The organism is Streptomyces aurantiogriseus (assembly GCF_014649375.1).
Lineage (GTDB): Bacteria > Actinomycetota > Actinomycetes > Streptomycetales > Streptomycetaceae > Streptomyces > Streptomyces aurantiogriseus.
Genome location: NZ_BMSX01000037.1, coordinates 33,322 through 56,991 on the forward strand (window position 1 = coordinate 33,322; position 23,670 = coordinate 56,991).

Here is a 23,670-nt window from a genome sequence, read left to right on the forward strand (position 1 = left end):
CCCCGACGGCAAAAGCCTGCCCCGCTCGGACACTGAGAGGAACAGACACATGGATCTCGCTCGCGCGACGGCGCAACCGGGCCGACCGGGCTCGGTACCCGGCCAGAGCCGGAGCCGGCACACCGACCCCGCGCCGGGCGGCCACTACGCGGTCGTCGTCATCGGCTCCGGGATGGGCGGGATCTGTGCCGCGATCAAGCTCAAGGGGATAGGGGTCGACTCCCTGGCTGTCCTTGAGCGTGCCGAGGAGGTCGGCGGTACCTGGCGGGCGAACACCTACCCCGGGATCGCCGTCGACACGTCAATCCTCCAGTACTCGCTGTCCTTCGAGCCGAACCCCGGCTGGTCCCGCCTGTACGCCGGCGGCGCCGAGCTTCAGCGGTACCTGATCGGCCTGTCGGAGAAGTACGGCATCCGCCGCCACATCAGGTTCGGCACCGACGTCACGGAGATGCGGTACGCCGAGAACGAGCAGCTGTGGCAGATCTCCACCCGCTCGGGCGCGACGTACACCGCGAACGTCGTCGTCAACGCGACCGGGCACCTCAGCACACCGGCCATCCCCAGCATCCCCGGCCTGGACCAGTTCGAGGGCCAGGTACTGCACTCGGCCGAGTGGGACGCCTCCTTCGACGCCTCGGGGCGCCGTATCGCCGCCATCGGCAGCGGTGCGAGCGCCGCACAGCTCGTGCCGTGCATCGCCCGGGACGCGGAGCAGGTTTACGTCTACCAGCGCTCCGCGCCCTGGGTGTTCCCGCGCGACGACCGGCCGATCGGCCGGATCGAGGCGGCGGTCTACCGGCACGTGCCGTTCGTGCTCAAGGCGCAGCGCTGGCGCCGCTTCTGGGGCAACGACAAGGTGGCGTACGCCTTCGAGAAGCAGAACGAGACGGTCGGCAAGCAGCAGCGGTACGCCGAGGACTTCATCGAGCGTTCGATCCCGGACCCGGAGCTGCGCCGGGCGGTCACCCCTGACTACAGCGTCGGGTGCAAGCGGCGCATCATGTCCGACGACTGGTACCCGGCGCTGCTGCGGGAGAACGTGGAGCTGATCCCCAGCGCGCTGACCGAAGTGCGGCCCCGCTCGGTGGTCGGTCCGGACGGCGTGGAGCGGCCGGTCGACACCATCGTCTTCAATACCGGCTTCGCGGTCGAGGGCTTCATGCCGATGAAGGTCTTCGGCACCGGCGGGACCGAACTCCACGACGCGTGGTCGGACGGCGCCCAGACCCACCTGGGTATCACCGTCTCCGGCTACCCGAACCTCTTCTTGATCTCCGGGCCCAACACCGCGATCGGCGCGGGATCGTACGCCTTCATGATCGAGTGCCAGGTCCGGTACATCACCGGCGCGCTGGAGCTGATGCGCCGGCGCGGGCTGTCCGCGCTGGACGTACGGCTCGACGTGCAGCGCCGCTCGTACTGGAAGACGCAGAGCCGGCTGTCCGGGAGCGTCTACGGCTCCGGCTGCGAGGGCTGGTACCAGGGCGAGGGCGGCCGGATCGACACCCTGTGGCCGGGCACGAACGCCGAGTACTGGTGGCGCACCCGGCGCTTCGACCCGAAGAGCTATCACCTCGTCACCCGGGCGCCGATCTTTTCCCGCACCGCCGCTGCCGCGTCCGCGACGACGATTCCGGCCGCCTGAAACCCCCCGAGTGAGTTGACCAGTTGACCATGAACAGGAAGTGCCGGCCATGACCCGATCGGCTGTCTCTGTCGTAACCGAGGACGATCCCACTCCGCTGGTGCTGTCGGTCGCACGGACGCTTCGTGCCAGCGCCCGTGTCCCGGAGCTGCTGCCGGTGCTGCGGGGCCTGAGCGGCACCGTCGTCGTGCGGTCGAAGGACGACCCCCAGGCGGTGACGATCCGCTTCGCCGACGGCGAGTCCAGGGTCGACCACGGGGCCGCCGCCGATCGCGATCTCGTGCTCATCGTGGATCTCGCGGACCGCTTCACCATCGTCGAGGTACGGGGATCCGAACCGACGGCGCCCCTGGCCGACGCCGTGCACAGCGTGCTGGAACCGCCGCTGCCACCGTGGCGGGACGCCGCCACCGGCTTCTGGGAGTTCACCGGCTCGGATCCGGGGATGCCCGGGCAACTCGTGGTCACCTGCGAGGACGAGCAGAGCGAGTACGTACTCGGTGACGGTCTGCCGCGTTACGTGATCAGCGGCCCTTCCCACACGCTCGCCCGGGTGTTCACGGGGACCGATACCTTCCTCGACGCGGTCTTCACCGGAGCCGTGTCCATCCGCGGCACCCTTCCCCAGCTGTCCGTGATGGCCGGCGCGTCCCTGAAGGTGAGGTTCCGTGCCTGACATGCTTGACACGCCTGAGAACATCGGTAACTGGCTCCGCGAGCGGAACATCACCTCCGTCAGGGTCGAGGGCACCAACCTCGAAGGGGCGTTCATCGGGAAGAACGTCTCGCCGCGCAAGCTGGAGTCCGGCCTGACGTCCGGCTTCGCGTTCGCCGACGTGGCCTTCGGCCTCGACCTGGGCAACGTCCCGCAGTTCGGTTTCGCCATGCCGTCCTGGCGTGGCGACCTGCCCGACATCCTGCTGCACCTGGACCCCTCGACCATCGTCGAATGGGCTCCGGGGCGCGCGGCCGTCCTCGGCGATTTCCGGGACAAGGAGGGGCAGCCGCTCCCGGCCTGTCCGCGCAACACCCTGCGCCGCCTGACGGACCGGCTGGACGGCCTGGGCTACCGGGCCAAGGTGGCGATCGAGATCGAGGCCACGGTCTTCGAGGAGTCCATCCACGAGGCCCGCCGGAAGAACTACCAGGACCTGACCCCGCTGGGCGGGGCCGCGGGATCGGCGTACCACCTCGCCAAGTCCAAGGACTGGGACGACTACATGTCGGCGGTCGCCCGCCGGCTGGACGAGCTCGGCATCGACTGGGAGGCGTGGAACGACGAGGCCGCCGCAGGTCAGATCGAGCTCAACCTCGCCCCGGCCGACCCCGTGACCGTCGCCGACTCCTGGGCCCGCACCCGGCAGGTTATGCGCGAAGTGGCGTTCGGACTGGACCACTGCGTCACCTTCATGGCCAAGCCGACGGCCGGCTACGGGCAGGCGTCACACGTCAACGTATCCCTGGAGCAGGACGGACAGAACGTCTTCTACGAGGAGTCCGGCCCCTCGAAGGTCATGACCCACTTCCTCGGTGGCGTCATGGCCACGCTGCCGGGAGCGACATCCTTCGCGCTGCCGCAGATCACCTCCTACCGCCGCCTGGTCGACCTCGACGGCCCCCCGACCACGGTCACCTGGGGTATCGCCAACAAGAGCGCGGCCGTCCGCGCCGTGACCGGTCACCCGAAGTACTCCCGGCTGGAGTACCGGACCCCGGGCGCGGACGCGAACATCTACCTCGTACTCGCGGCGGTGCTGGCCGGCGGTCTGGCCGGCCTGGAGGGCAAGATCGACCCGCCGGCACCGTTCGAGCAGATGGCCTGGTGCCTGCCCCCGGGGACGGCGAGGATCCCGGACAGCATCAGCAAGGCCGCCGCCGCGCTGGAAGCCGACGAGCTGCTGGCGGGCGTGCTGGGTCAGGATCTCGTCGACTACTGGCTGGGCACCAGGCGCTGGGAGTGGCTGCAGTTCCACACCACAGGCGGCGACCCCGACGCCGACCTCACCACGTGGGAGTCCAACCGCTACTTCGAGCTGCCGTGATGACGGCGCTCGTCGACGCGGCGGTACTGAACGCCGCGCCCGGCCGGCTGGAGATCGAGAAGCTGAGGCTCGATGTGCCGGGACCGGACGAGGTCCTAGTACGGGTGGTCAGCGCAGGCCTGTGCCACTCGGACCTGCACGAGATCGACGGAACCTTCGCGTCAGAACCGCCGATCGTGCTCGGTCACGAGGCATCGGGTGTGGTGGAGGCGGCGGGGGCCGATGTGGTGGGGCTGCGGGTCGGCGACCACGTCGTCACCTGTCTGTCGGTCTTCTGCGGCCGATGCCGCTACTGCACCGGCGGCCGCCTCACGCTGTGCGAGAACCGGTCCCGGCTCTCCCACCAGCGGCCCGGTCCCCGGCTGGTGAACGCCGCCGGGCGCCCGGTGCGGCCGACGGCGGGGATCGGCGCCTTCGCCCAGGCGATGGTGGTCCATCAGAACGCCCTCGTACGGATCCCTTCCGACATGCCGATGGCCCCGGCAAGCATCCTCGGCTGCGCGGTGACCACGGGGCTGGGCGCGGTCTTCCGCGGCGCCCGCGTGGAGCCGGGCAGCAGCGTGGTGGTGATCGGCACCGGCGGGATCGGCACGGCCGCCATCCAGGGCGCCAGGATCGCGGGCGCGACGCAGATCATCGCCGTGGACCTGATCCCGGAGAAGCTCAAGGCAGCCGAGCGGTTCGGCGCCACGCACGCCCTGCACGCGGGCGAGTCCGACCCGGTCGAGGCCGTACGCGAAATCACCGGCGGCGGCGCCGACTTCGCCTTCGAGGTGGTCGGGCGGAGTACGACGGTGGAGCAGGCCTTCGCGATGCTGCGCCCTGGCGGACTCGCCACGGTCGTCGGCATGGTGCCGGAGCACACGCCGATCCGGGTCAGCGGGCCGGAACTGTTCCTTCAGGAGAAGCGCCTGCAGGGCTCCTTCATGGGCTCGAACCAGTTCAAGACGGATATCCCGCGCTACGTCGACCTCTATCTCCAGGGCCGGCTGCTGCTTGACGACATGGTGTCCGAGCACGTCACGCTCGCCGGGATCAACGAGGGCTTCGAGCTGCTCGCCCAAGGACGGGCGACCCGCGTGGTCGCCGACATCGGGGAGGTCTGATGCGACCCCTCATCGGTATCACCGGCCGCCGGCTGAGCGCGAGCCTGCTCAGCGGCATGGACGCCAGATACGCCGGCCGTCATGTCGACCAGTACTTCTCCGACTACGCCCGCTGTATCGCCGAAGCGGGCGGCATCCCGGTGCACCTGCCCTTCGAGGCGGGGTCCATCGAGACGATGCGCCGCCTGGACGGCCTGCTCGTCACCGGCGGCCAGGACATCCATCCCAACCGCTGGGGCGGCGACGCGGGGGAGGCAACCGGCGCGGACCCGCGGCTGAACAGCATGGCCCACGACATCGAGCGGGACGCCTACGAGGCCCTGCTGATCCACGGCGCGGTCGCCGCGAGTGTGCCCGTGCTCGGGGTGTGCCGGGGCCACCAACTGCTCAACGTCGCCTTCGGCGGGCGGCTCGTCGCCGACATACCCCCGAGCGTCGTCGAGCACTACTCGCGGCAGGCAGCCCTCACCGACGGGGCCGGCGACCACGTCGTGCGGTTCTCCCCCGGCTCGCTGGCCGCGTCGATCTACGGCTCCCTCGCGCAGGTCAACTCCTGGCACCACCAGGCCGTCGAGGTCTGCGGAAACGGGCTGGCGGTGTCCGGACGCGCCGCCGACGGCGTCGTCGAGTGCACCGAGATGCCCGGCTTTCCCGTACTCGGTGTGCAGTGGCACCCCGAGTGGCAGCAGACGCCGGACCCGGTCTTCGGCTGGCTGGTCGACGCCGCCGGGCAGGCGCTCCAGCGGCGCGCCGGGCAGTCGGTCTCCACCGGACAGCCCCGCTGACCGGACAGCAAACGAAACCCCCGCCGACCAGAGAATGGTGTTGATCATGACGCGGACTCCGACCCCGACGACGCGGCAGGACTGGCTGGACCTGCTGGAATCCACCCGCCTTCCGGCGGCCATGTGGGTGGACGGTGAGTGGGCGCAGGCCCGGGGCGGAGCCACCCTGCCGCTGGTCACGCCACGTGACGGCTCGGTTCTCGTACACCTTCCGGCCGCCGACGAAGGCGATGTCGACCGAGCAGTCCGGGGTGCCCGGCAGGCCTTCCTGGACCGCCGCTGGGCGGGGCTCGAGCCCCGTGAGCGGGGCGAGATCCTGATCCGCTGGGCCGATCTGCTGGACCGGCACCGGGACGAACTCGCGCTCCTGGTGGCCATGGAGATGGGCAAGCCGGTCGTCACGGCCCGGTCCGTGGAACTGCGCACCACGATCAACCTCATCCGGTGGTACGGCGAACTCGCCGACAAGCTGATGGACGAGTCACCGCGGGGCCGTGGCGAGGCGGTGGCCCTGGTCACCCGGGAACCCCTCGGGGTGATCGCCGCGATCACCCCGTGGAACTTCCCCATGACACTGTCGACCTTCAAGGTGCCCGCCGCGCTGGTCGCGGGCAACAGCGTCGTGCTCAAGCCTGCCAGCCAGTCGCCGCTGTCCATGCTGCGGGCAGCCGAACTGGCGCACCAGGCCGGTGTGCCGGCCGGGGTGTTCCAGATCGTCACCGGCAGCGGGTCGGTGACCGGCGCCGCGCTGGGGCGGCACCCCGACGTCGCGACCCTGACGTTCACCGGCTCCACCGACGTCGGCAAGCAACTGCTGGGGTACGCGGCCGAGTCCAACGCCAAGCCGGTGTGGCTGGAGCTCGGCGGGAAGTCGCCGAACATCATCTTTCCGGACGCGCCGGACATGGCGAAGGCCATCGAGACGGCCGCCTGGGCGATCCACTTCAACTCCGGCCAGATGTGCACCGCAGGATCTCGGCTGATCGTCCACGAGTCGGTCCGGGACACCGTCGTCGCGGGCGTGGTCGAGCACCTGGCAGCACTTCGCATCGGCGACCCGCTCGACCCGGCGACCCAGTTCGGCCCGCTCTCCAGCGAACGGCACCGCCGCGAGGTCCTCGCCGAAGTCACCTCGGGCATCAGCAGCGGGGCCAAGCTGGTCCACGGCTCCGACAGTCCGCGCACCGGCCCCGGCTGGTACGTGGACCCGGCCGTGTTCGTGGACGTCGACCCCGACAGCCGGCTCGCCCAGCACGAGATCTTCGGGCCGGTGCTGTCCGTACTCACCTTCTCCGACGAGGAGTCGGCCGTCCGGATCGCGAACAACTCGGACTACGGCCTCGGTTCCTCAGTGTGGACCGCCGACCTCGCCCGCGCCCACCGCATGTCCCGTGCCATCGAGGCGGGCGTGGTGTGGGTCAACTGCTTCGAGGAGGGCGACTCGTCCGTGCCCTTCGGCGGGCGCAAACTCTCCGGCCACGGCTCCGACAAGAGCGTCCACGGCCTGGAGAAGTTCACCGCCCTGAAGACCACCTGGATCGCTCTCACATGATGAAAGGCGGACACATGACGGACACCACGCGCATTGCTCTGGTAGGGCTGGGAGCCACGGGCCTGGCGATCGGGCGGGCGCTGGCGGGCCGCAGGGACTGCACGCTGGTCGGGGCGGCGGACATCTCCCCGGAGCGGGTCGGCCGCGATCTCGGAGAGTTGCTGGGCGGCACGCCGTCCGGGACCGCCGTCGTCGCGGACCCCGACGTACTGCCCTTGGCCGATGTCGCGATGGTTGCCACCACCTCGATGCTGGACGCTGTCGAGCCGGTGCTGTCGGCGCTGGTGCGGCGGGGGGTGAACGTGGTGAGCATCTGCGAGGAACTCGGTCATCCGTTCCTCAGCCATCCCGAGGTCTCCGGCCGGCTCGACAAGCTCGCGGTGGAGCACGGGGTCGCGGTGCTCGGCACCGGCTGCAACCCGGGCATGATCATGGACACCCTGCCGCTGCTGCTGAGCAGCCTGACCCAGCGGGTGCGGCGGGTGCGGATTCGGCGCACCGCCGACATGTCGCGCTACGGCGCCATCCTGACGAAATTCGGTCTGGGCCTGACCGAGGAGCGCTTCGCGGCCGAGCAGGGCGCCGGCCGGGTGATCGGGCATGTCGGCTTCGAGCAGTCGGTGGCGGCGCTGGCGGCCGGTCTCGGCCGGGACCTGGATGAGATCGTCGTCGATGCGCCCCGCCCCGCGCTGCTGGCCGCCGAGCCACGGAGCGGCGAGCACATCCGGATCGAGCCGGGGACGGTGGCCGCCGTGCTGCACGGCGCACGTGGGCTGAGCGGCGGTGAGGCCGTCATCGAACTCGGCATCCACTTCGGGCTCTTCCAGCCCGGCGACCCCATGGAGGACGGCGACGCCTGCGTCATCGAAGGCGACGAGCAGACCCTCGAGGTCAGGGTGCCGGGCGGATACGAGAGCTTCCTGTCCACCGTGGCCGTGGCGAGCAACGCCGTGGTCGCTGCCGTCGGGGCCGCGCCGGGCTTGCGGACCATGGCCGACCTTCCCGTCGCCGCCCTTGCCAGCAAGGGCGCCTGGCGCCGCTGAGAAGCCGATCTCCGATCTGTGGTCACTCCCGGACGGGACCGGGATCCGCCGCACCGTGAATACGAGAGGAGGTTCACCCGATGCCCGGTGACCTGTCGTTCGAACCGCTCACACCCGTTTCCTACCTGGACCGTGCGGCCGCCGCACACGGCGACCGACTCGCGGTGGTGGACGGCGACCAGCGGTGGACGTACGCGCAACTGCACGACCGGTGCCGTCGCCTGGCCGGAGCGCTCACCCCGCTGGCCGGCGGGCGCCCGGTGGCCGTGCTGGCGCCGAACACCCATGTCCTGCTGGAGGCCCACTTCGGCGTGCCCTGGGCCGGGGTGCCGCTCGTCGCGGTGAACACCCGGCTGTCCGCCCGGGAGATCGCGTACATCCTGGAGCACTCCGAGGCGGCGGTGCTGATCCACGACCCGGCCTTCGACGACCTCGTCGACGCCGCCCTCGCGCTACTCACCGCGCCGCCGGTACGAATCAGGGCGGGCGAGGGCGACAACGGAACGTACGAGTCGCTGCTCGCCGACGCCGTCCCGCACGCGATCACCCCGCAGGACGAGCGGGCCCTGCTGGCGGTCAACTACACCTCCGGCACGACCGGCAGGCCCAAGGGCGTCATGTACCACCATCGCGGCGCCTACCTGCAGGCGCTGGCCATGGTGGGTCACACAGGGCTGTCGCCAACGGCCGTGCACTTGTGGACACTTCCGATGTTCCACTGCAACGGCTGGTGCTTCCCCTGGGCGGTGACCGCCGCGGCGGCCACCCACGTGTGCCTGTCGAAGGTCGACCCGGCCGAGATCTGGCGGCTCATCCGCGACGAGGGCGTCACCCATCTCAACGGGGCCCCGACCGTGCTGTCGATGATCGCGTACGCACCGGAGGCAGCCCCCGTCACCCCGGCCGTGCGGATAGCCACCGGCGGGGCCCCGCCCAGTCCGGCGATCCTGCGGCGGATGGCGGAGCTGGGCTTCGACGTCACCCACTTGTACGGGCTCACGGAGACGTTTGGTCCGGCGATGATCTGCGACTGGCGTCCCGAGTGGAACGGGCTCGACACCCACCAGCAGGCCCGGCTGAAGGCCCGGCAGGGCGTGGGGAACATGATCTCCTGCGCGGTCCGCGTCGTCGCGGCGAACGGCGCCGACGTCCCGCGCGACGGCGCGTCGGTGGGAGAGATCGCGCTGCGCGGCAACAACGTCATGCTCGGCTACTTCAAGGACCCGGCCGCAACCGAAAAGGCCTCCCCCGACGGCTGGTTCCGCACCGGCGACCTCGGGGTGATCCACCCCGACGGATACATCGAGCTGCGGGACCGCAGCAAGGACGTCATCATCTCCGGCGGCGAGAACATCGCCAGCGTCGAGGTGGAACAGGCCCTCTGTGAGCATCCGGCCGTCCTGGAGGCCGCGGTGATCGCTGTCCCGGACGAACGCTGGGGCGAGGTCCCCGCCGCCTACGTCACCCTGCACGCCGGCAAGGCGGCCACGCAGGCCGAACTCATCGAGCACGTCAAGAACCGGCTCGCCCGTTTCAAGGCGCCGAAGTACGTCGTGTTCGGCACGCTCCCCAAGACGTCAACCGGCAAGATCCAGAAGTTCGTCCTGCGGGACCGAGCCTGGGCCACTGCCGGACAGTCGGTCAACAGGGCCGGCTGAACGGTGCGGACTCCTCGTCCGACGGGATTCCGACCGCAGCGCATCAGCTATGGAGGCCAGAACTTTGCTGAAAGACCGACGTGCGCTTGTCACCGGCGCGGGAAGCGGTATCGGTGCCGCCGTCGGCAGAGCGTTGGCAGGTGCCGACGCGAAGGTGACCGTTGCCGATGTGGACTCGCGGTCGGCTGCCGGTATCGCCGAGGAGATCGGCGGAGAGCCGTGGGTCCTGGACCTCACCGAGACGGGAGCGCTCGACAGCCTCTCCCTGGACTACGACATCCTCGTCAACAACGCCGGGTTCCAGCACATCTCCCCGATCGAGGACTTCCCGCCCGAGACGTTCCGGCGGATGCTCACGCTGATGCTGGAGGCGCCCTTCCTGCTGACGCGGGCGGCTTGCCGTACATGTACGAGTCAAGTTTCGGACGGATCGTCAACATCACCTCCGTGCACGGTCTCCGGGCCTCACCGTTCAAGTCGGCGTACGTCGCTGCCAAGCACGGGCTGGAGGGTCTGTCCAAGGTGATCGCCCTCGAGGGCGGCGGTCGCGGCGTGACGAGCACCTGTGTGAGCCCGGGCTACGTGCGGACTCCTCTCGTCGACAAGCAGATCGCCGACCAGGCGCAGGCGCACGGCATCAGCGAGAACGAGGTCGTGGAGAGCATCTTCCTCGGAGAGAGTGCCGTGAAACGGCTCGCCGAGCCGACAGAGGTCGCCGACCTGGTCCTCTGGCTCTGCGGTGAGAAAGCCGGAATGGCCAACGGCAGCAGCTTCACCCTCGACGGCGGCTGGAGCGCGAGATGAGTCAGCCCTTGAAAGGCCGGATCACGAAGGCGAGAGGAAGGCGTAGATATGGACAAGACGATCGGTTCCGCAGCTGAGGCGGTGGCCGACATACGGTCAGGTTCCTCGGTGGCGGTCGGCGGGTTCGGGCTGTGCGGCATACCGCGGGTACTGATCGACGCATTGTTCGCGGTCGGCGCGACCGATCTCGAAACGGTGTCCAACAACTGTGGCGTTGACGGGGCTGGACTGGGCGTCCTGCTCCGAGCGGGCAGGATCCGCCGCACCGTGTCGTCCTATGTCGGCGAGAACAAGGAGTTCGCACGTCAGTATCTGGCCGGTGAGCTGGAGGTCGAGCTGACGCCGCAGGGCACGTTGGCCGAGCGGCTACGAGCGGGAGGTTCAGGGATTCCGGCGTTCTACACCCCGGCGGGAGTAGGCACTCTGGTCGCTGATGGCGGTCTCCCGTGGCGCTACAACGCCGACGGCTCGGTGGCGGTGGCGTCGCCGGCGAAGGAGACTCGGGGGTTCCGCGGCCAGGAGTACGTGCTGGAAGAGGGGATCGTCACCGATTTCGCGCTGGTACGTGCGGCCAAGGGTGATCGGCACGGCAACCTGGTCTTCAACGCCTCGGCCAGGAACTTCAACCCGCTGTGCGCCATGGCCGGCCGGATCACGATCGCTGAGGTCGAGGAGTTGGTCGAGCCGGGCGAACTCGATCCGGAGCAGGTGCACACACCCGGCGTGTTCGTACAGCGCGTCGTCGAGGTCGGCACAGCAGGCAAGGGAATAGAAAAGCGCACCGTCCGGGAGCGAGCCGCCGCCTCCCCCGTATCCGGCCCCGGTCACCAGCCGATGGAAGGTTGAACTGCAATGGCGTTGTCGCGAGTTGAACTGGCGGCGCGAGTCGCGCACGAATTGGCCGACGGGCAGTACGTGAATCTGGGCATCGGTCTGCCGACTCTCGTCCCCAACTACGTGCGGAACGGGGTGCACCTGGTGCTGCAGTCCGAGAACGGCATCCTGGGCGTGGGCCCTTATCCATATGAGGACGAGGTGGATGAGGACCTGATCAATGCCGGCAAGGAAACGGTGACTGTCCTGCCGGGAGCGTCCTTCTTCGACTCGGCCTCCTCCTTCGGCATGATCCGCGGGGGCCACATCGATGTCGCGGTCCTGGGCGCGATGCAGGTGGCCGCCAACGGGGATCTGGCGAACTGGACCATCCCCGGAAAGATGATCAAGGGCATGGGCGGTGCCATGGACCTGGTCCACGGGGCGAAGAGGGTCATCGTGATGATGGAGCACACAGCGAAGGACGGCAGCCCCAAGATTGTTCCCGAGTGCACCCTGCCGCTGACCGGCAAGGGCTGCGTGCAGCAGATCATCACGGACCTCGCCGTCATCGACGTCACTGGTGAGGGCCTTGTGCTCCGTGAGACGGCACCCGGGGTCAGCGCCGACGAGGTCCGTAAAGCCACCGGCGCCAACCTGCTCAGCCCGTAGCCGGGACACGTCCTGCGCAATGATCCCCGACCAGGCAGCACCGCAGGTGCGGCGAGGCTGCGTGGTCGTCAACGGCCGGATTCGAGTCGCTCCGGCCAACTGCGGGGCCCTGTACTGGTCCGGCCGCCGTCAGGCCTCCCGGACGAGGTGGATCAGGGCGCTCGCGTTGTAGTCCGGGGCCAGCGGCAGCGGGAAGCCGTGGGTGAGCAGCACGGCGCCGTGGTGGAGGAGGCCGGTGGCGAGGTCGCGATAGCGGGCGCCCGGGCGAGGGCGCGCAGCGGCAGGGCGGGGTCGGCGTGGCCGTAGCGGCGGGCGCGGCGGGTGACGAGGACGGCGGCCTCGGCCGCGGACGTGTAGGCGATCTGTTCGGCACTGTGCGGTCCGTCTGCGCGGAACCACGCCGCGACGCCAATGCCCATGTCGAGGATCGCGTACGAGGCGAGCCGTGGCTACGCAACGGTGACCTCACCCTCGGCGTAGCCCCGTTCGATGACGGTGCGCAGTCCCCGCTCGTTGGTCCGGCGAAGTCGCAGCACCTGGTCGCGGTGGGGCTGCTTCAGGTTCCCAATCTCGTGGTTGCCGACGAACGCCTGCTCACGGTGTGCCGCGTGGTAGCGCACATGCGCATCGACCATCTGCCGCAGTTGCCGGATCACGTCGCCGCCGGCGTCCAGTGCCGCGTGCCGGTCGGGCGATCAGCGCCCTCATCGTCTCGATCATGATCTCGCCGAGCAGGGCCTGCTTCGAGCTCACGTGGCGGTACGGACTCGGGCCGCGGATGCCGAACGCGGCGCCGATGTCGGACATCGTCGTCGCGCGGTAGCCGCGTTCGGCGAACAGGCTCAGCGCCGCCGCGGAGATCGCCTGCGCGTCGACGGTCTGCCGCCTCGGCGGCACCTCCGCATCCCGTCCCGCCCAGTGCGACTCATCTTCGCCATGGAGCGCCTCAATCATGCGGCCGGGGATAGATACCTGCTACTGCTTGTTAGCCCGCTCACTGTGGCGTATCACGCAGGCCTCTTGACAGTTATATGGTCAAACGATCAAACTCCAAGCTAATGACCATTAGCTCATCAGGAGTAGCATGACAGCCCGGCGTACCGCGCTCGTCACCGGCGCATCTCGTGGAATCGGCAGGGCCATCGCGGAGCGACTCGCGGCAGAAGGGTTCGACCTCACTCTGTCCGCTCGTACGGACGGGCCGCTCAAGGACGCCGCCGACGAACTGCGCGCCCACGGGCAGCGCGTGGAGACCGCGCCTGCGGACATGGCGGACCCGGCGGAGGTCGAGGCCCTCGCCGACGCACATCTCGAACTTCACGGAGGCCTCGACGTCCTGGTGCTGGCCGCGGGCATGGGCGCGGGTGGCGAACTGTCGACGTATCCCCTGAACAGGTTCGACACGATGATGTCGGTGAACGTCAGGAGCGCGTTGCTGCTCACCCAGCGACTCCTGCCGGCGCTCCGTACGGCCGGATCGGCGCCGTCGGGACCAGGCGCGAAGATCATCGCCATCGCGTCGATCACCGGAGTCGTGAGTGAGCCGGGTCTGGCCGCCTATGGCGCCAGCAAGGCGGCCCTGATCTCCCTGTGCGAGTCGATCACAGTCGCCGAGGGCGGGCGGGGAGTGAGCGCGACGGCGCTGTCCCCCGGGTACGTCGACACCGACATGGCGGCCTGGGTGCACGACCGGGTCGACCCCTCCTCGATGATCCGGGCCTCGGACATCGCGGAGCTCACAGTGGCACTGTGCCGGCTGTCGCGGCATGCCGCAGTGCCCAACATCGTGGTCACCAGGCCCGGAGAGACGCTGTGGCGCGCATGACCACCGCCGGGGGAAACAGGGCCGGACGCGGCGGCCCGGGCAACGATCTGACGAGCCGGACGGAGTCACCGTAAATGTCCTTCGATTTCTCTCTCACACCCCGAGTCGTGGAGTGGCGCGACCGGATCGCCGAGTTCGTGGCGGACGTGGTCGTCCCGCGTGAACAGGAGGCGTTCACGAACGGTGTGGACGACGCTCTGCGCCGGGATCTCCAGCAGGCGGCCAGGGCGGCCGGGCTCTGGGCGCCCCAGGCACCCGCGGACCTGGGCGGGGGCGGCTTCCGCTTCGACGAGGCGGCGGTCCTCCTGGAGGAGGCCGGCACCAGCCTGCTCGGCCCGCTCGCCCTCAACTGCGCGGCCCCTGACGAGGGCAACATCCACCTGCTGAACGTGGTGGCCACGCCGGCGCAGCGCGACAGGTACCTCGTTCCGTTGGTCAACGGCGACATTCGCTCCTGCTTCGCGATGACCGAGCCGCCGCCCGGCGCGGGCTCCGACCCGTCGGCCGTACGCACCCTGGCGACCAAGGTCGCCGACGGCTGGAGGATCTCGGGCGAGAAGCACCTGATCACCGGGGCCGAGGGGGCCGCGTTCACGATCGTCATGGCACGTGACGGCGGGAGTGACGGGGCCACCATGCTGCTGGTCGACACCGGCACGCCCGGCTTCACGGTGACGGAGCACGCCCGAACCATCGACTCGACCATGGTCGGCGGTCACTGCCGCGTGCTTTTCGAGGACGTCTTCGTTCCCGACGACGCCGTACTCGGCGAGCCCGGCAGGGGCTTCCAGTACATACAGGTCCGGCTCGCGCCCGCGCGCCTGACCCACTGCATGCGATGGCTGGGCGCCGCCCGCCGCGCACACGAGATCGCCCTGGGCCGGGCGGTCGACCGTGAGCTCTTCGGGCAGCGGCTGACCGACCTCGGGATGGCGCAGCAGATGATCGCCGACAACGAGATCGACCTGGTCGCGGCGCGGGCGTTGCTGTGGCAGGCCTGCTGGGAGGTCGCCCAGGGCGGCAGGGGCACGGAGTCGTCCTCGCGCGCGAAGGTGTTCATCAGCGAGGCCGTCGGGCGTATCGTCGACCGGTCGGTGCAGTTGGCCGGGGGCCTGGGCACCAGCGAGGACCTGGTCATCGGCCGTATCTACGCCGACATCCGGGCGTTCCGTATCTACGACGGAGCCTCGGAGGCGCACCGGATGTCGATCGCGAAGCGGGCCGCGCGCCGGGCCGGTACCGCCGGACAGGGAAGCGGGGTCCGGTCGTGAGCACCGATCTGCCCGGCCTGCCGGCCGCGAGCATCGAGAAGTGGTTCCAAGCGACGCTGCCGGATCTGCTGGACGGCGGCCCCTGGCACGCGGAGCTGATATCCGGCGGGCTGTCGAACATCACGTACCGCCTGCACCTCCCGCACGCGACCGTAATCCTCCGGCGGCCCCCGCTCGGCCAGGTTCTCCCGAGCGCACACGACATGAAGCGCGAGTACCGCATCCAGACCGCGCTGGCGGGGACCGGCGTCCCGGTACCCCGGACCCTCGCGCTCTGCACCGATCCCGACGTCCTCGGCTGCCCCTTCTACGTCATGGCCGAGGTGCCCGGGCAGATCATGCGCACGGCGGACGACACTGCCGGGCTCACCCCCGAGACGCGCTCGGCGCTGGCCGCCGGTCTGGTGCGCACCCTTGCGGACCTGCACGGTGTCAACCCGTCGAGCGCAGGTCTGGCAGATTTCGGACGGCCCCAAGGCTACTGCGCACGGCAGATCGTCCGCTGGGGCGAGCAATGGCAGCGCTCGCACACCCGCGAACTCCCGGACATGGGCGTCCTCCTGAACAGGCTCTCGGAGCATGTGCCGACGCACTCCGAGGCCTCGATCGTCCACGGCGACTACCGTCTCGACAACACGATCGTCGACATGACCGAGTCGCCACGCATCGCGGGCGTGCTCGACTGGGAGCTCTCCACGCTGGGAGACCCCCTGGCCGATCTCGGCATGACCCTGACGTACTGGCACGACCACGGCGACACGGACCGGGAACTGATCCCCGTGGCCGTGGGAGTCACCACGCAGCGAGGCTTCCCCACCAGCCGTGAAGTGGCGGAGAAATACGCCGCGTTGACCGGCCGGGACCTGAGCCTGCTGCCTTTCTACCTGGCCTTCAGCTCGATGAAGCTCGCCGTGATCTTCGAAGGCGTCCACGCCCGCTACATCCGCGGCCAGACGGTGAGCGAAGGCTACGAAGGCGCCGGCGCGGCGGTCCCGGTCCTGGTCTCGAAGGCTCTCCGCGAACTGCGCGCGCTCGCGGGGGCGTAGGCGGGGGTATGGCCGCGGGACGAACGCCTGCTCCCTGGAGCAGAAGCTCGCCGGAACCACGGGAATCCCCACCCCGTCAGCACCTGCGCGCCTACTACCGCACCCGCCTCGGCACCTTCCGGCAGTCCCGTTCCCGGGGTGGGAAGGCGGTCACCCCGCCCTTCGGCGAGGTGACCGAGGAGGTCCGCCAGGTGTACGTCCATGACCGCTACCAGGCCATGACCGCCGCACTCGCCCGTTCCGCCCGCGGCCGCGTCAAGTGGGCCGTGGTGGACACCATCCCGGTCGCCGGGGTCTCGTCATGAGGTGCAGATGTTCCTCAGCCTGTCCACCGCCTTGTCGATCTTGCTGAAGTCCGGGCCTGTGTCGCCGTTCAGGATGGCCTTGTCGAGGTCCTCGGCCGCCTTGTCGACGTCGTGTTGTCATCCGACGTGGCGTCGATGGATTCGCCGGTCCGCGTGGGGTCCTCACCGCGTCACACCGGCCTGATGGATCGCCTTGATGCTGTCGGCGATGGAGTCGGCGCTGCCGAGGCAGTGCAGCGCCGAAGCGTCAAGGGCAGACGCCGGTCCGGGCGGTACCCATCGATGAGGGAATTGACGGTGACGAAAGCGGACCTGAGAGGCCGAGGTACGGGGCTGCGCCGCCCCGTAGGCCAGCCTTCAGCCGCCCGGGTGACCAACGCGGCGATCCGGTGGCCGCTATCGACCGCCCAAGGGGCGGGGTGGCGCCTGGGGCTTTCAGGCGATCTTAGTCTCGCGCAGGATCCGGGGTGATGCGGGACTGGTCGCTCTTGTCCTCTCAACGGGCGCCGAGGTAGCTCTCCACGATCGTGCAGGATCTCGTTTTTCCCCCGCAGAAGGGCATCAGATCCGGGGCCGGGAAGAGCACGGGCTGGCCTACTGTCCGACGAAGGAAGGCCGCCGCCTGTCCGCCCCCTGGTCGGCCAACTGCAGCCCCCACGAAAGCGCTCAGCAGTACGCCCCGCCCGCAGCGAAAACCCTAGCCCCGCGACTCAAGCAGCGCCCTCACGCGGCGGCAGAGAGGACCAGGACGGCGCCGAACGCCGCAAGGATACGCAGGTGACACTACCGTGTCGCCGAATCGGCCTTGGGTACTCCGTCGCCCTCGCGGATGGTGCGGACTATCTGCAACGAGGCCTCTACCAAAGGGGAGTGGGGCGCACGCGCCACTAGCACCTGGCGTCGCCTCTCGAAGAAGGCAGGCGTCTCCTTGCCTGGAGCGAACCGCTGAGGTCCAGGGGCCGCAGTAGCTTCTGCGCCGTCAAGTACAGCCGCTTGGAGGCGGTTGACCGCGTCGCGCAGGACTACTGCGGTGACGGCGGCTTCCAGCTCAAGCTGGGACAGGCCCTTCTTCCTCAGGCCCATCTGGCTCCGCAGGGCCTCGGTCTGTAGAGCCTCCTTGTACAAGTCCGCGACCGCCTGCGCTGGCAACTCGCGGATCCAGCCCCGTCGTTCCAGGCGCGGATTCCGTCAAGGATCTCGATCAACATACGGTGGAGCGTCCAGCGCACGTTGATTCAGCGGTTCGGCCTCGAACGTCTGGGTTCTGGCTTTGTTAGCGGAACCTGACACCACTTGTCGCTCAGGGCCGAGAACGCCTTGTTCGGCATGCTCCAGCTCATCCCGAAGTAGATGACCGGGCCACTTGCATTGCCGATCAGAGGGCCGCTCGACCAGGGCGAGGTCTCTTCCTCGTCCTCGGTGATGTCGCACCACCGCTCAGGAAGCGCGGCGACGTAGGAGCGATGCGTTCGGACGGAGACTCCTCAACCTCACCGTCGTCCGTGACGCCCAAGGCCCCGGCGCCGCGCTGGAACGCCGGTTGCTCGACCATGTCCGACGGCTGATGTCCACGAAGCTGCGCATACTGGCGCGAGCGGTACGGCTTGCCGTCCAGCACAGCTTCTCGCCTCGCAGGAACACGGCGATGTGGCTGCCGCGTTCATATCAAGGCTGTTGCCGCCGAAGATCTCTGGCCCCGCTATGGCGACACACGCCTCATGACCTGCGCTGTACCAAAGTGCCAACTATTTCGCTGATTCTGCGGCTCCGGCCGCTGAAGATACTTGGCATCAGTGCAGGTCGTGAACGTGGCCTGGTGCCAACTAGCTAGCCCGGTCACACCGACTGTAACCACAGACCTTAGTTGTCACATACCGAGGATAGTTGGCACCGGGATTCTGTGGGATCAGGATGACGGCCGAGCTGACGTTTCCAAGGGCGTTGTGCGAGCGTGAAGGTGCGGGCAGCGCGGCTTGGCTCGGGTTCAGGACCCAAGGAACTCGAGTGCCCTTGCCACGAATTCATCGTGGTACTGGAAGATCCCCCCGTGTCCGGCATCCGGGTAGAGGGGGATGAGTTCGCTCCGGGGGAGGCGGGCGGCCAGGTCGAGTGTGTTGTGGCTGGGCACCATGCGGTCGTTCTCGCCGTTTGCCACGAGCACCGGTTGGCGAATCTCCGACAGGTCCGACGGCGCCTGGCGGCCCCATTGTCTGATGGCCTTCAGCTGGGCTCGGAACGCCGGCAACGAGATGTCCTTGTCGCGGTGGTGCGTACGCTCCTTCAGCCGTTCCAGGAAAGCCCGTCCCGCCCGCCGACCGCCCTCGGTTTCGGTGAAGAAGAGGGAGAGCTTGGGATCCTGGCGGGTCAGGGCGCCCTTGAGCGTGGCCTGGAGGGTGAGCGCCGGGACCTTGTCGATGCCGGGGCCACCGGCGGGGCCTGTGCCCGCCAGGATGACCTTGCGGATGAGGTGAGGTTCTTGTTCCGCGATGACCTGTGCGATGAAGCCGCCCATCGACAGGCCGAGCAGATCGACCTGGTCGAACCCGAGGGCTCGGATGAACAGCACCGCGTCGCGGGCCATCGCCTCGATCGTGTCCGGCGTGGAGCCGCTCGATTCGCCCACCCCGCGGTTGTCGAAGGCGATGACCCGGCGTCGTGCGGCGAGTCCGTCGACGACGCGCGGGTCCCAGTTGTCCAGGACCCCGGCCAGATGAATCAGGAGGATCAGCGGTACGCCGTCCTCAGGGCCGAGTTCCCGGTAGGCGAAGTCCTCGCCGCGGACGGACACGGAGCGGGTCGGCGCGTTCTGGTACGACGACGTCGAGAAGGACGGTGAATTCCGCGGTGTGTTCATGTCCAGGTCCTTCTGTGGCGAGTTTCAGGGCACTTCTCGTTGCCGCGGGTGGTGTCGTGCCGGCGCCCGCGGAGCGCCTCGACCGGTCGGCAGGACTGTTCCCTCACGTCATCTTGAGGACGACCTTGCCTGCCTTCGCGCGCCCTGTTTCTAGGTACTCCAGCGCTTCTGGGGCCGACTCGAACGAGAACACGGTGTCGACGACGGGCCGGATCCTGCCGGCCTCGATGAGCGGAGTGAGCTCGCGCAGCTGGTCCCCGCTGGCCTTCATGAACAGGAACGAGTACGTCACGTTCCGCCGCCGGGCGCGTCGCCGGATCCGGGAACTCAGCGCGGACATCACCAGCCGGATGACCGGATTCGCTCCCAGTTCCCTGCCGAAAGCGGCATCAGGAGGGCCCGAGACACTGATGACCTGTCCGCCGGGCTTGAGCACGTCCAGGGACTTCAGAAGCGTCTCGCCGCCGAGCGAGTCCAGGACGACGTCATAGTCGTGCAGCACCGTCTCGAACGCCTGCTTCTTGTAGTCGACGACAACGTCCGCACCGAGCCGCTTCACCAGGTCGACGTTGGCGGTGCTCGTGGTCGTCGCCACGTGGGCACCCAAGTGCTTCGCCAGCTGGATGGCGATGGTGCCCAGGCCGCCGGAGCCCGCGTGGACGAGGACTCTCTGGCCCGGCTGGATGTTCGCCCGTTCGACGAGCGCCTGCCACGAGGTCAGGGCGACCAGGGGAAGGGATGCCGCCTCCTCCATGGTCAGCGTGGCCGGCTTGATCGCCACGTCGTCCTGGTGCACCGCGATGAGTTCGGCGAACGTGCCGATCCGGTCCTTGTCGGGCCGCGCGAAGACCTCGTCGCCCACCGCGAAGCGCGTGACGGCCGCGCCTACTTCGACCACGATTCCGGCGAGGTCGTTGCCCAGGACGACCGGGAGCCGGTACGGCAGGATCGCCTTCAGCTCCCCGTCCCGGATCATGCGGTCGAGCGGGTTGACGCTCGCGGCATGGATCCGGACCAGCACGTCGTCCGCGCCCACCTCCGGGTCCGGCACCTCACCGGCCCGCACGCCGGCCTTGTCGCCGTAGCGCTCTACCGTGAAGGCCCTCATCGTCGTCTCCGTATCTCGTCCGCAAGTGGACGGGGGTGATGTGCATCGCGGGATTCCTGGGCATCCAGGGTTTCCCTGGGTGTCGGGCGGACGCCGCAACCCTTAAGATTATGATCGTAATGTTATGTGCCGAGTCGGTGGACCGCAAGGGGGTGCGGGTGTGTCACATCGCGGGTCTGGAGTGCCCGTGTTCCACGCCCAGCAGGGCAAAGGCGTTGTGGATGCCCTGTTCGAGCAGTTCGTCGGCAAGCTGCCGGTCGGTGAGGGCTCGGGAGAGCTGGAGTGTCCCGGCCATCATGGCGTAGGCGCTGAGTGCCCTGGTGCGGACCGAGAGGGGATCGTCGGGTGCCAGGCGGGCGGCGATGCCGTCGATGACCATCAGTACGCCGTCGGTGTAAGCCTGCTTGGTCGGGTCTGTGCAGCGCCGGATTTCGTCGAGCAGGGCGGCGGAGGGGCAGCCGTCGTCGGAGCTGTCGCGATGCTGGGCGGACAGGTACCAGCGCACGATCTGCTCAAGTCCTGCGCGGCCGGGTGCCGCCTGCGCGACGATGCTCGCGTTCTGCGCCTGCAGTTGGTCGGCGATCGCGGTGGCGACGAGGTCGTCCTTGGACGTGAAGTGGGTGTAGAAGGCGCCGTTGGTCAGCCCCGCGTCCGTCATGAGCGTCGAGATGCCCGAGCCGTCGATGCCGTCCCGCTTGAACCGGCGTCCGGCCGCCTCGATGATCCGCTGCCGGGTCGCCTGCTTGTGCTCTTTCCCGTAGCGCACCGCGCGCTCCTTTGCTCGTCGGAGGGGCTGCTTGCTCTTGGCGGGCGCCCTCGTCATATTGTATTTCGATCGTACTTCAATAGATTCGAGGCACCAGTGGCTGCCCGTTCGGCGGCGAGGCGCCGTGCCGGGTGGCGCCGTGTCCCCTCGCTCGGGGGTTCATTGCGCGTCGCGGAGTGCGGCCGGCTGTGAGGGCTCGCTTGCGGTCCATCGTCTCCGTGCATAGTATTATGAATGTAATTCAATTGCCCCCGGCCGGCGCCGCCTCAGTGCTCCGCGAGGCGGATGCCGGGGTGATCGGAACGAGCCGGCAGGCATGGGTCGGCACCCGCCGCTGTGTGACCTGGTCGACAGTGCCGGTGCAGTGCATCGGGCGCCGGCGAAGAGAACTCCGTCCCGCCGTCCCGGCACGTCTGCGGTGTGCTGCGCGAGCGGACCCGCGAGATGTCACGCGCACCCGTCACGAGGAAAAGGACATCATGAGCACCTATCTGGCAGACAAGGCCGAGGACCTCATCGTCGAGGGCCCCTCCGCGCGGTTCACCTACCGGCGGATGGGTCCGCAGGGCGGTGTCCCGCTGGTCCTGCTGAACCGCTTCCGCGGCACCATCGACTGGTGGGACCCGGAGTTCCTGGACTACCTGGCCGCCGACCACGACGTGATCGTGTTCGACAACGTCGGCGTCGGCTACACCGACGGCGAGCCGCGTGACTCCCTTGAGGGATTCGCCCAGGGTGCCATCGAGTTCATCGACGCACTCGGCCTCGCGCAGGCCGATCTGCTCGGCTGGTCCCTGGGTGGCATCGTGGCCCAGCGGGTGGCCGTGCGGCGCCCCGAGCTGGTGCGCAAGGTCGTCGTGGCGGGCAGCGGCCCGGCCGGCTGGGTGCCCGACGCTCCGCCCTTCAGCGAGAAGGTCCTGGGCATCATGGCCAAGCCCGATGCCGACCTGGAGGACATGCTCTACCTGTTCTACCCCGAGACGGAGACGGCCCGCGCCTCCGGGCGCGAGCACTTCGACCACGTCGCGACCCGGCTCGCCGCCGGCGGCCCTGCGGTCTCCGAGGCGGCGGCCCAGGGCATGCTCACCGCGGCGGCCACCCTTCTGGCGGCGCCCTTCGACGAGGTGGTGGCGGAACTGGAGGCGATCAAGCAGCCCGTCCTCTACGCCAACGGCCTGCACGACGTGATGATCCCCGCCCACAACTCCTATGTCGCGGTCCAGCACCTCGACAACGCCACTCTCGTGCTCTACACCGGTGCCGGCCACGCGTTCCTGTTCCAGTACGCCAAGGCCTTCACCAGGCAGGTGGCCGACTTCCTCGCCGCCTGACCACACCGGCCCCGCCGCCGCCCCCGCAACGCGGGGCGGCGGCGGGGCCGAGGCATCGTGCCGACGCCGCCTCGCGGATTGTGTGAGGCGGCGCTCGCGCGATGGGCGAACGTCACCGCCACGGGACCTGGTGGTCGACTCCGTGTCCCCGCCGGGACCTCGCGGAGATGTCCGACGCGCAACCTGGCTGGCCTGTTCGGCCCGCGTGCGCAATGAGCGCCGAGCCGTCGACGTGGTCTCCCGAACCGCCGGCCGGCCGTGTCGGTGCTCCGCCGTATCGTCGCCGACGGCATAGCACGGGGGGCGCGCCAACGGGCCCGCCCCCATCGTCCGTGGCGTGCGCGACGGTCGGCTTCCGCCATGGCCTTCCTCCTTCGCCCTCCGATACGTCGCTGTCCCGAGGGCGCCGGATTCCTCTGGGATCTCGACGCCTCGAGGCGGGTCGCCCACGCACCCTTCGCTCACGTTTAGTGCCGTCATCGACGGCTGACTCGTCTTGGGTCGTCCGCGGTGGTGTCGGCAGGTGTCGGCGTGTCCCGGTGCGCCGAACCTTCACGACCGCTCGATGTCCGGGCGCACTGTGCCCGACCTGTCGCGCCAGGCCTCGGTGCGAGCACCTCCTCCGCGACCTGAAGAGTCGACTCCGACGGGCTGCAGTCTGCCGGGGTCGACGGTCAAAGGCCGCGGACATCGGAACCCTGAGCGGTCGAGCCTCTCAGCATCACGTCGGTCTTCCTCACCCACCTCGCCGCGGTTCTCGACAACTGGGACCCTCGGGTCGTCGACGGCATCGCCGCCCCGTCATGTCGTCACCTTCGACAACAGGGGTGTCGGTGCTTCCAGCGGTTCGACGCCGCGCACCATCCAGGCGATGGCGAAGGACGCCGTCACGTTCATCCGGGCGCTCGGGCTCGAGTACGTCGATCTCCACGGCTTCTCGATGGGTGGCATGGTCGCCCAGGTGATGCGCAGACCGAACCGGACCTCGTCCGCAAGCTGATACTCACGGGTACCGGTCCGGCGGGTGGCGAGGGCATCAAG

The 23,670-nt window shown here is 69.1% G+C and carries 20 protein-coding genes and 2 pseudogenes; 17 read left to right on the plus strand and 5 right to left on the minus strand.

Annotated elements, in window-relative coordinates; genetic code table 11:
* Positions 1–49 precede the first annotated feature (49 nt).
* The 11 genes and pseudogenes from IE263_RS44420 to IE263_RS44470 all read left to right on the plus strand — a co-directional run bounded on the left by IE263_RS44420 (position 50) and on the right by IE263_RS44470 (position 12,123).
* Positions 50–1,648, plus strand: a complete 1,599-nt coding sequence (locus IE263_RS44420; protein ID WP_189943833.1) for a flavin-containing monooxygenase — start codon at positions 50–52, stop codon at positions 1,646–1,648.
* A 49-nt stretch (positions 1,649–1,697) separates the two neighbouring features.
* On the plus strand, positions 1,698–2,324 hold the full coding sequence (locus tag IE263_RS44425; RefSeq protein ID WP_189943834.1) for a hypothetical protein: 627 nt from the start codon (positions 1,698–1,700) through the stop codon (positions 2,322–2,324).
* Position 2,325: 1 nt separating this feature from the next.
* Positions 2,326–3,690, plus strand: a complete 1,365-nt coding sequence (locus IE263_RS44430) for a glutamine synthetase family protein (RefSeq protein WP_189943835.1) — start codon at positions 2,326–2,328, stop codon at positions 3,688–3,690.
* Complete coding sequence (locus IE263_RS44435; protein WP_189943836.1) at positions 3,690–4,796, plus strand: Zn-dependent alcohol dehydrogenase; 1,107 nt, start codon at positions 3,690–3,692, stop codon at positions 4,794–4,796. The genes IE263_RS44430 and IE263_RS44435 overlap by 1 nt, the downstream gene beginning before the upstream one ends.
* Positions 4,796–5,581 (plus strand): gamma-glutamyl-gamma-aminobutyrate hydrolase family protein, encoded by a 786-nt coding sequence (locus tag IE263_RS44440; protein WP_189943837.1) that lies wholly within the window; start codon positions 4,796–4,798, stop codon positions 5,579–5,581. The genes IE263_RS44435 and IE263_RS44440 overlap by 1 nt, the downstream gene beginning before the upstream one ends.
* A gap of 46 nt (positions 5,582–5,627) precedes the next feature.
* Positions 5,628–7,133 (plus strand): aldehyde dehydrogenase family protein, encoded by a 1,506-nt coding sequence (locus tag IE263_RS44445; RefSeq protein WP_189943838.1) that lies wholly within the window; start codon positions 5,628–5,630, stop codon positions 7,131–7,133.
* A 14-nt stretch (positions 7,134–7,147) separates the two neighbouring features.
* Positions 7,148–8,176, plus strand: coding sequence for a dihydrodipicolinate reductase (locus IE263_RS44450; RefSeq protein WP_189943839.1), 1,029 nt, complete (start codon positions 7,148–7,150; stop codon positions 8,174–8,176).
* Positions 8,177–8,256: 80 nt separating this feature from the next.
* Positions 8,257–9,834, plus strand: a complete 1,578-nt coding sequence (locus IE263_RS44455; protein WP_189943840.1) for an acyl--CoA ligase family protein — start codon at positions 8,257–8,259, stop codon at positions 9,832–9,834.
* 49 nt (positions 9,835–9,883) lie between these two features.
* Positions 9,884–10,638 (plus strand): annotated as a pseudogene (locus tag IE263_RS44460) (SDR family NAD(P)-dependent oxidoreductase).
* Between the two features lie 48 nt (positions 10,639–10,686).
* A complete protein-coding gene (locus IE263_RS44465) occupies positions 10,687–11,484 on the plus strand; it encodes a CoA transferase subunit A (RefSeq protein WP_189943841.1) in 798 nt (265 codons plus the stop codon).
* Positions 11,485–11,490: 6 nt separating this feature from the next.
* Complete coding sequence (locus IE263_RS44470; protein ID WP_189943842.1) at positions 11,491–12,123, plus strand: CoA transferase subunit B; 633 nt, start codon at positions 11,491–11,493, stop codon at positions 12,121–12,123.
* A gap of 152 nt (positions 12,124–12,275) precedes the next feature.
* On the opposite strand, the pseudogene IE263_RS49240 reads toward IE263_RS44470, so the two are convergent.
* Together IE263_RS49240 and IE263_RS49245 are read right to left on the minus strand one after the other, a co-directional pair.
* A pseudogene (locus IE263_RS49240) lies at positions 12,276–12,758 on the minus strand (TetR-type transcription factor C-terminal domain-containing protein).
* Positions 12,718–13,077, minus strand: a complete 360-nt coding sequence (locus IE263_RS49245) for a TetR/AcrR family transcriptional regulator (RefSeq protein WP_229911518.1) — start codon at positions 13,075–13,077, stop codon at positions 12,718–12,720. The pseudogene IE263_RS49240 and the gene IE263_RS49245 overlap by 41 nt, the downstream one beginning before the upstream one ends.
* A gap of 130 nt (positions 13,078–13,207) precedes the next feature.
* Between IE263_RS49245 and IE263_RS44480 the strand changes: the two genes are divergently transcribed.
* The 4 genes from IE263_RS44480 to IE263_RS44495 all read left to right on the plus strand — a co-directional run bounded on the left by IE263_RS44480 (position 13,208) and on the right by IE263_RS44495 (position 16,570).
* Positions 13,208–13,948, plus strand: coding sequence for an SDR family NAD(P)-dependent oxidoreductase (locus tag IE263_RS44480; protein WP_133917268.1), 741 nt, complete (start codon positions 13,208–13,210; stop codon positions 13,946–13,948).
* Between the two features lie 74 nt (positions 13,949–14,022).
* Positions 14,023–15,219, plus strand: coding sequence for an acyl-CoA dehydrogenase family protein (locus tag IE263_RS44485; protein WP_189943843.1), 1,197 nt, complete (start codon positions 14,023–14,025; stop codon positions 15,217–15,219).
* Positions 15,216–16,265, plus strand: a complete 1,050-nt coding sequence (locus tag IE263_RS44490; protein WP_189943844.1) for a phosphotransferase family protein — start codon at positions 15,216–15,218, stop codon at positions 16,263–16,265. The genes IE263_RS44485 and IE263_RS44490 overlap by 4 nt, the downstream gene beginning before the upstream one ends.
* Before the next feature lie 8 nt (positions 16,266–16,273).
* Positions 16,274–16,570: a hypothetical protein gene (locus IE263_RS44495; RefSeq protein ID WP_189943845.1), complete on the plus strand. Its 297-nt coding sequence runs from the start codon at positions 16,274–16,276 to the stop codon at positions 16,568–16,570.
* 1,984 nt (positions 16,571–18,554) lie between these two features.
* On the opposite strand, the gene IE263_RS44500 is transcribed toward IE263_RS44495, so the two are convergent.
* The 3 genes from IE263_RS44500 to IE263_RS44510 form a co-directional block, all read right to left on the minus strand.
* Positions 18,555–19,424 (minus strand): alpha/beta fold hydrolase, encoded by an 870-nt coding sequence (locus tag IE263_RS44500; RefSeq protein WP_189943846.1) that lies wholly within the window; start codon positions 19,422–19,424, stop codon positions 18,555–18,557.
* A gap of 103 nt (positions 19,425–19,527) precedes the next feature.
* Positions 19,528–20,532 carry an NADP-dependent oxidoreductase gene (locus tag IE263_RS44505; protein WP_189943847.1) on the minus strand — a complete coding sequence of 335 codons (1,005 nt, stop codon included), beginning with the start codon at positions 20,530–20,532 and terminating at the stop codon, positions 19,528–19,530.
* Positions 20,533–20,695: 163 nt separating this feature from the next.
* Entirely contained in the window at positions 20,696–21,298 is a 603-nt protein-coding gene (locus IE263_RS44510; protein ID WP_229911519.1) for a TetR family transcriptional regulator, read from the minus strand.
* A 479-nt stretch (positions 21,299–21,777) separates the two neighbouring features.
* Between IE263_RS44510 and IE263_RS44515 the strand changes: the two genes are divergently transcribed.
* A complete protein-coding gene (locus IE263_RS44515) occupies positions 21,778–22,629 on the plus strand; it encodes an alpha/beta fold hydrolase (protein WP_189943849.1) in 852 nt (283 codons plus the stop codon).
* 565 nt (positions 22,630–23,194) lie between these two features.
* Positions 23,195–23,629 carry an alpha/beta fold hydrolase gene (locus IE263_RS49250; RefSeq protein WP_229911520.1) on the plus strand — a complete coding sequence of 145 codons (435 nt, stop codon included), beginning with the start codon at positions 23,195–23,197 and terminating at the stop codon, positions 23,627–23,629.
* Positions 23,630–23,670: the final 41 nt, after the last annotated feature.

Bases quoted from the DNA above. Each gene is read 5' to 3' on its own strand.
- IE263_RS44500 (WP_189943846.1), bottom strand. From the start codon at position 19,424: ATGAACACACCGCGGAATTCACCGTCCTTCTCGACGTCGTCGTACCAG.
- IE263_RS44495 (WP_189943845.1), top strand. From the start codon at position 16,274: ATGGCCGCGGGACGAACGCCTGCTCCCTGGAGCAGAAGCTCGCCGGAA.
- IE263_RS44485 (WP_189943843.1), top strand. From the start codon at position 14,023: ATGTCCTTCGATTTCTCTCTCACACCCCGAGTCGTGGAGTGGCGCGAC.
- IE263_RS44505 (WP_189943847.1), bottom strand. From the start codon at position 20,532: ATGAGGGCCTTCACGGTAGAGCGCTACGGCGACAAGGCCGGCGTGCGG.
- IE263_RS44430 (WP_189943835.1), top strand. From the start codon at position 2,326: ATGCTTGACACGCCTGAGAACATCGGTAACTGGCTCCGCGAGCGGAAC.
- IE263_RS49250 (WP_229911520.1), top strand. From the start codon at position 23,195: ATGTCCGGGCGCACTGTGCCCGACCTGTCGCGCCAGGCCTCGGTGCGA.
- IE263_RS49245 (WP_229911518.1), bottom strand. From the start codon at position 13,077: ATGATTGAGGCGCTCCATGGCGAAGATGAGTCGCACTGGGCGGGACGG.
- IE263_RS44445 (WP_189943838.1), top strand. From the start codon at position 5,628: ATGACGCGGACTCCGACCCCGACGACGCGGCAGGACTGGCTGGACCTG.
- IE263_RS44440 (WP_189943837.1), top strand. From the start codon at position 4,796: ATGCGACCCCTCATCGGTATCACCGGCCGCCGGCTGAGCGCGAGCCTG.
- IE263_RS44470 (WP_189943842.1), top strand. From the start codon at position 11,491: ATGGCGTTGTCGCGAGTTGAACTGGCGGCGCGAGTCGCGCACGAATTG.
- IE263_RS44455 (WP_189943840.1), top strand. From the start codon at position 8,257: ATGCCCGGTGACCTGTCGTTCGAACCGCTCACACCCGTTTCCTACCTG.
- IE263_RS44450 (WP_189943839.1), top strand. From the start codon at position 7,148: ATGACGGACACCACGCGCATTGCTCTGGTAGGGCTGGGAGCCACGGGC.
- IE263_RS44465 (WP_189943841.1), top strand. From the start codon at position 10,687: ATGGACAAGACGATCGGTTCCGCAGCTGAGGCGGTGGCCGACATACGG.
- IE263_RS44515 (WP_189943849.1), top strand. From the start codon at position 21,778: ATGAGCACCTATCTGGCAGACAAGGCCGAGGACCTCATCGTCGAGGGC.
- IE263_RS44420 (WP_189943833.1), top strand. From the start codon at position 50: ATGGATCTCGCTCGCGCGACGGCGCAACCGGGCCGACCGGGCTCGGTA.
- IE263_RS44435 (WP_189943836.1), top strand. From the start codon at position 3,690: ATGACGGCGCTCGTCGACGCGGCGGTACTGAACGCCGCGCCCGGCCGG.
- IE263_RS44480 (WP_133917268.1), top strand. From the start codon at position 13,208: ATGACAGCCCGGCGTACCGCGCTCGTCACCGGCGCATCTCGTGGAATC.
- IE263_RS44425 (WP_189943834.1), top strand. From the start codon at position 1,698: ATGACCCGATCGGCTGTCTCTGTCGTAACCGAGGACGATCCCACTCCG.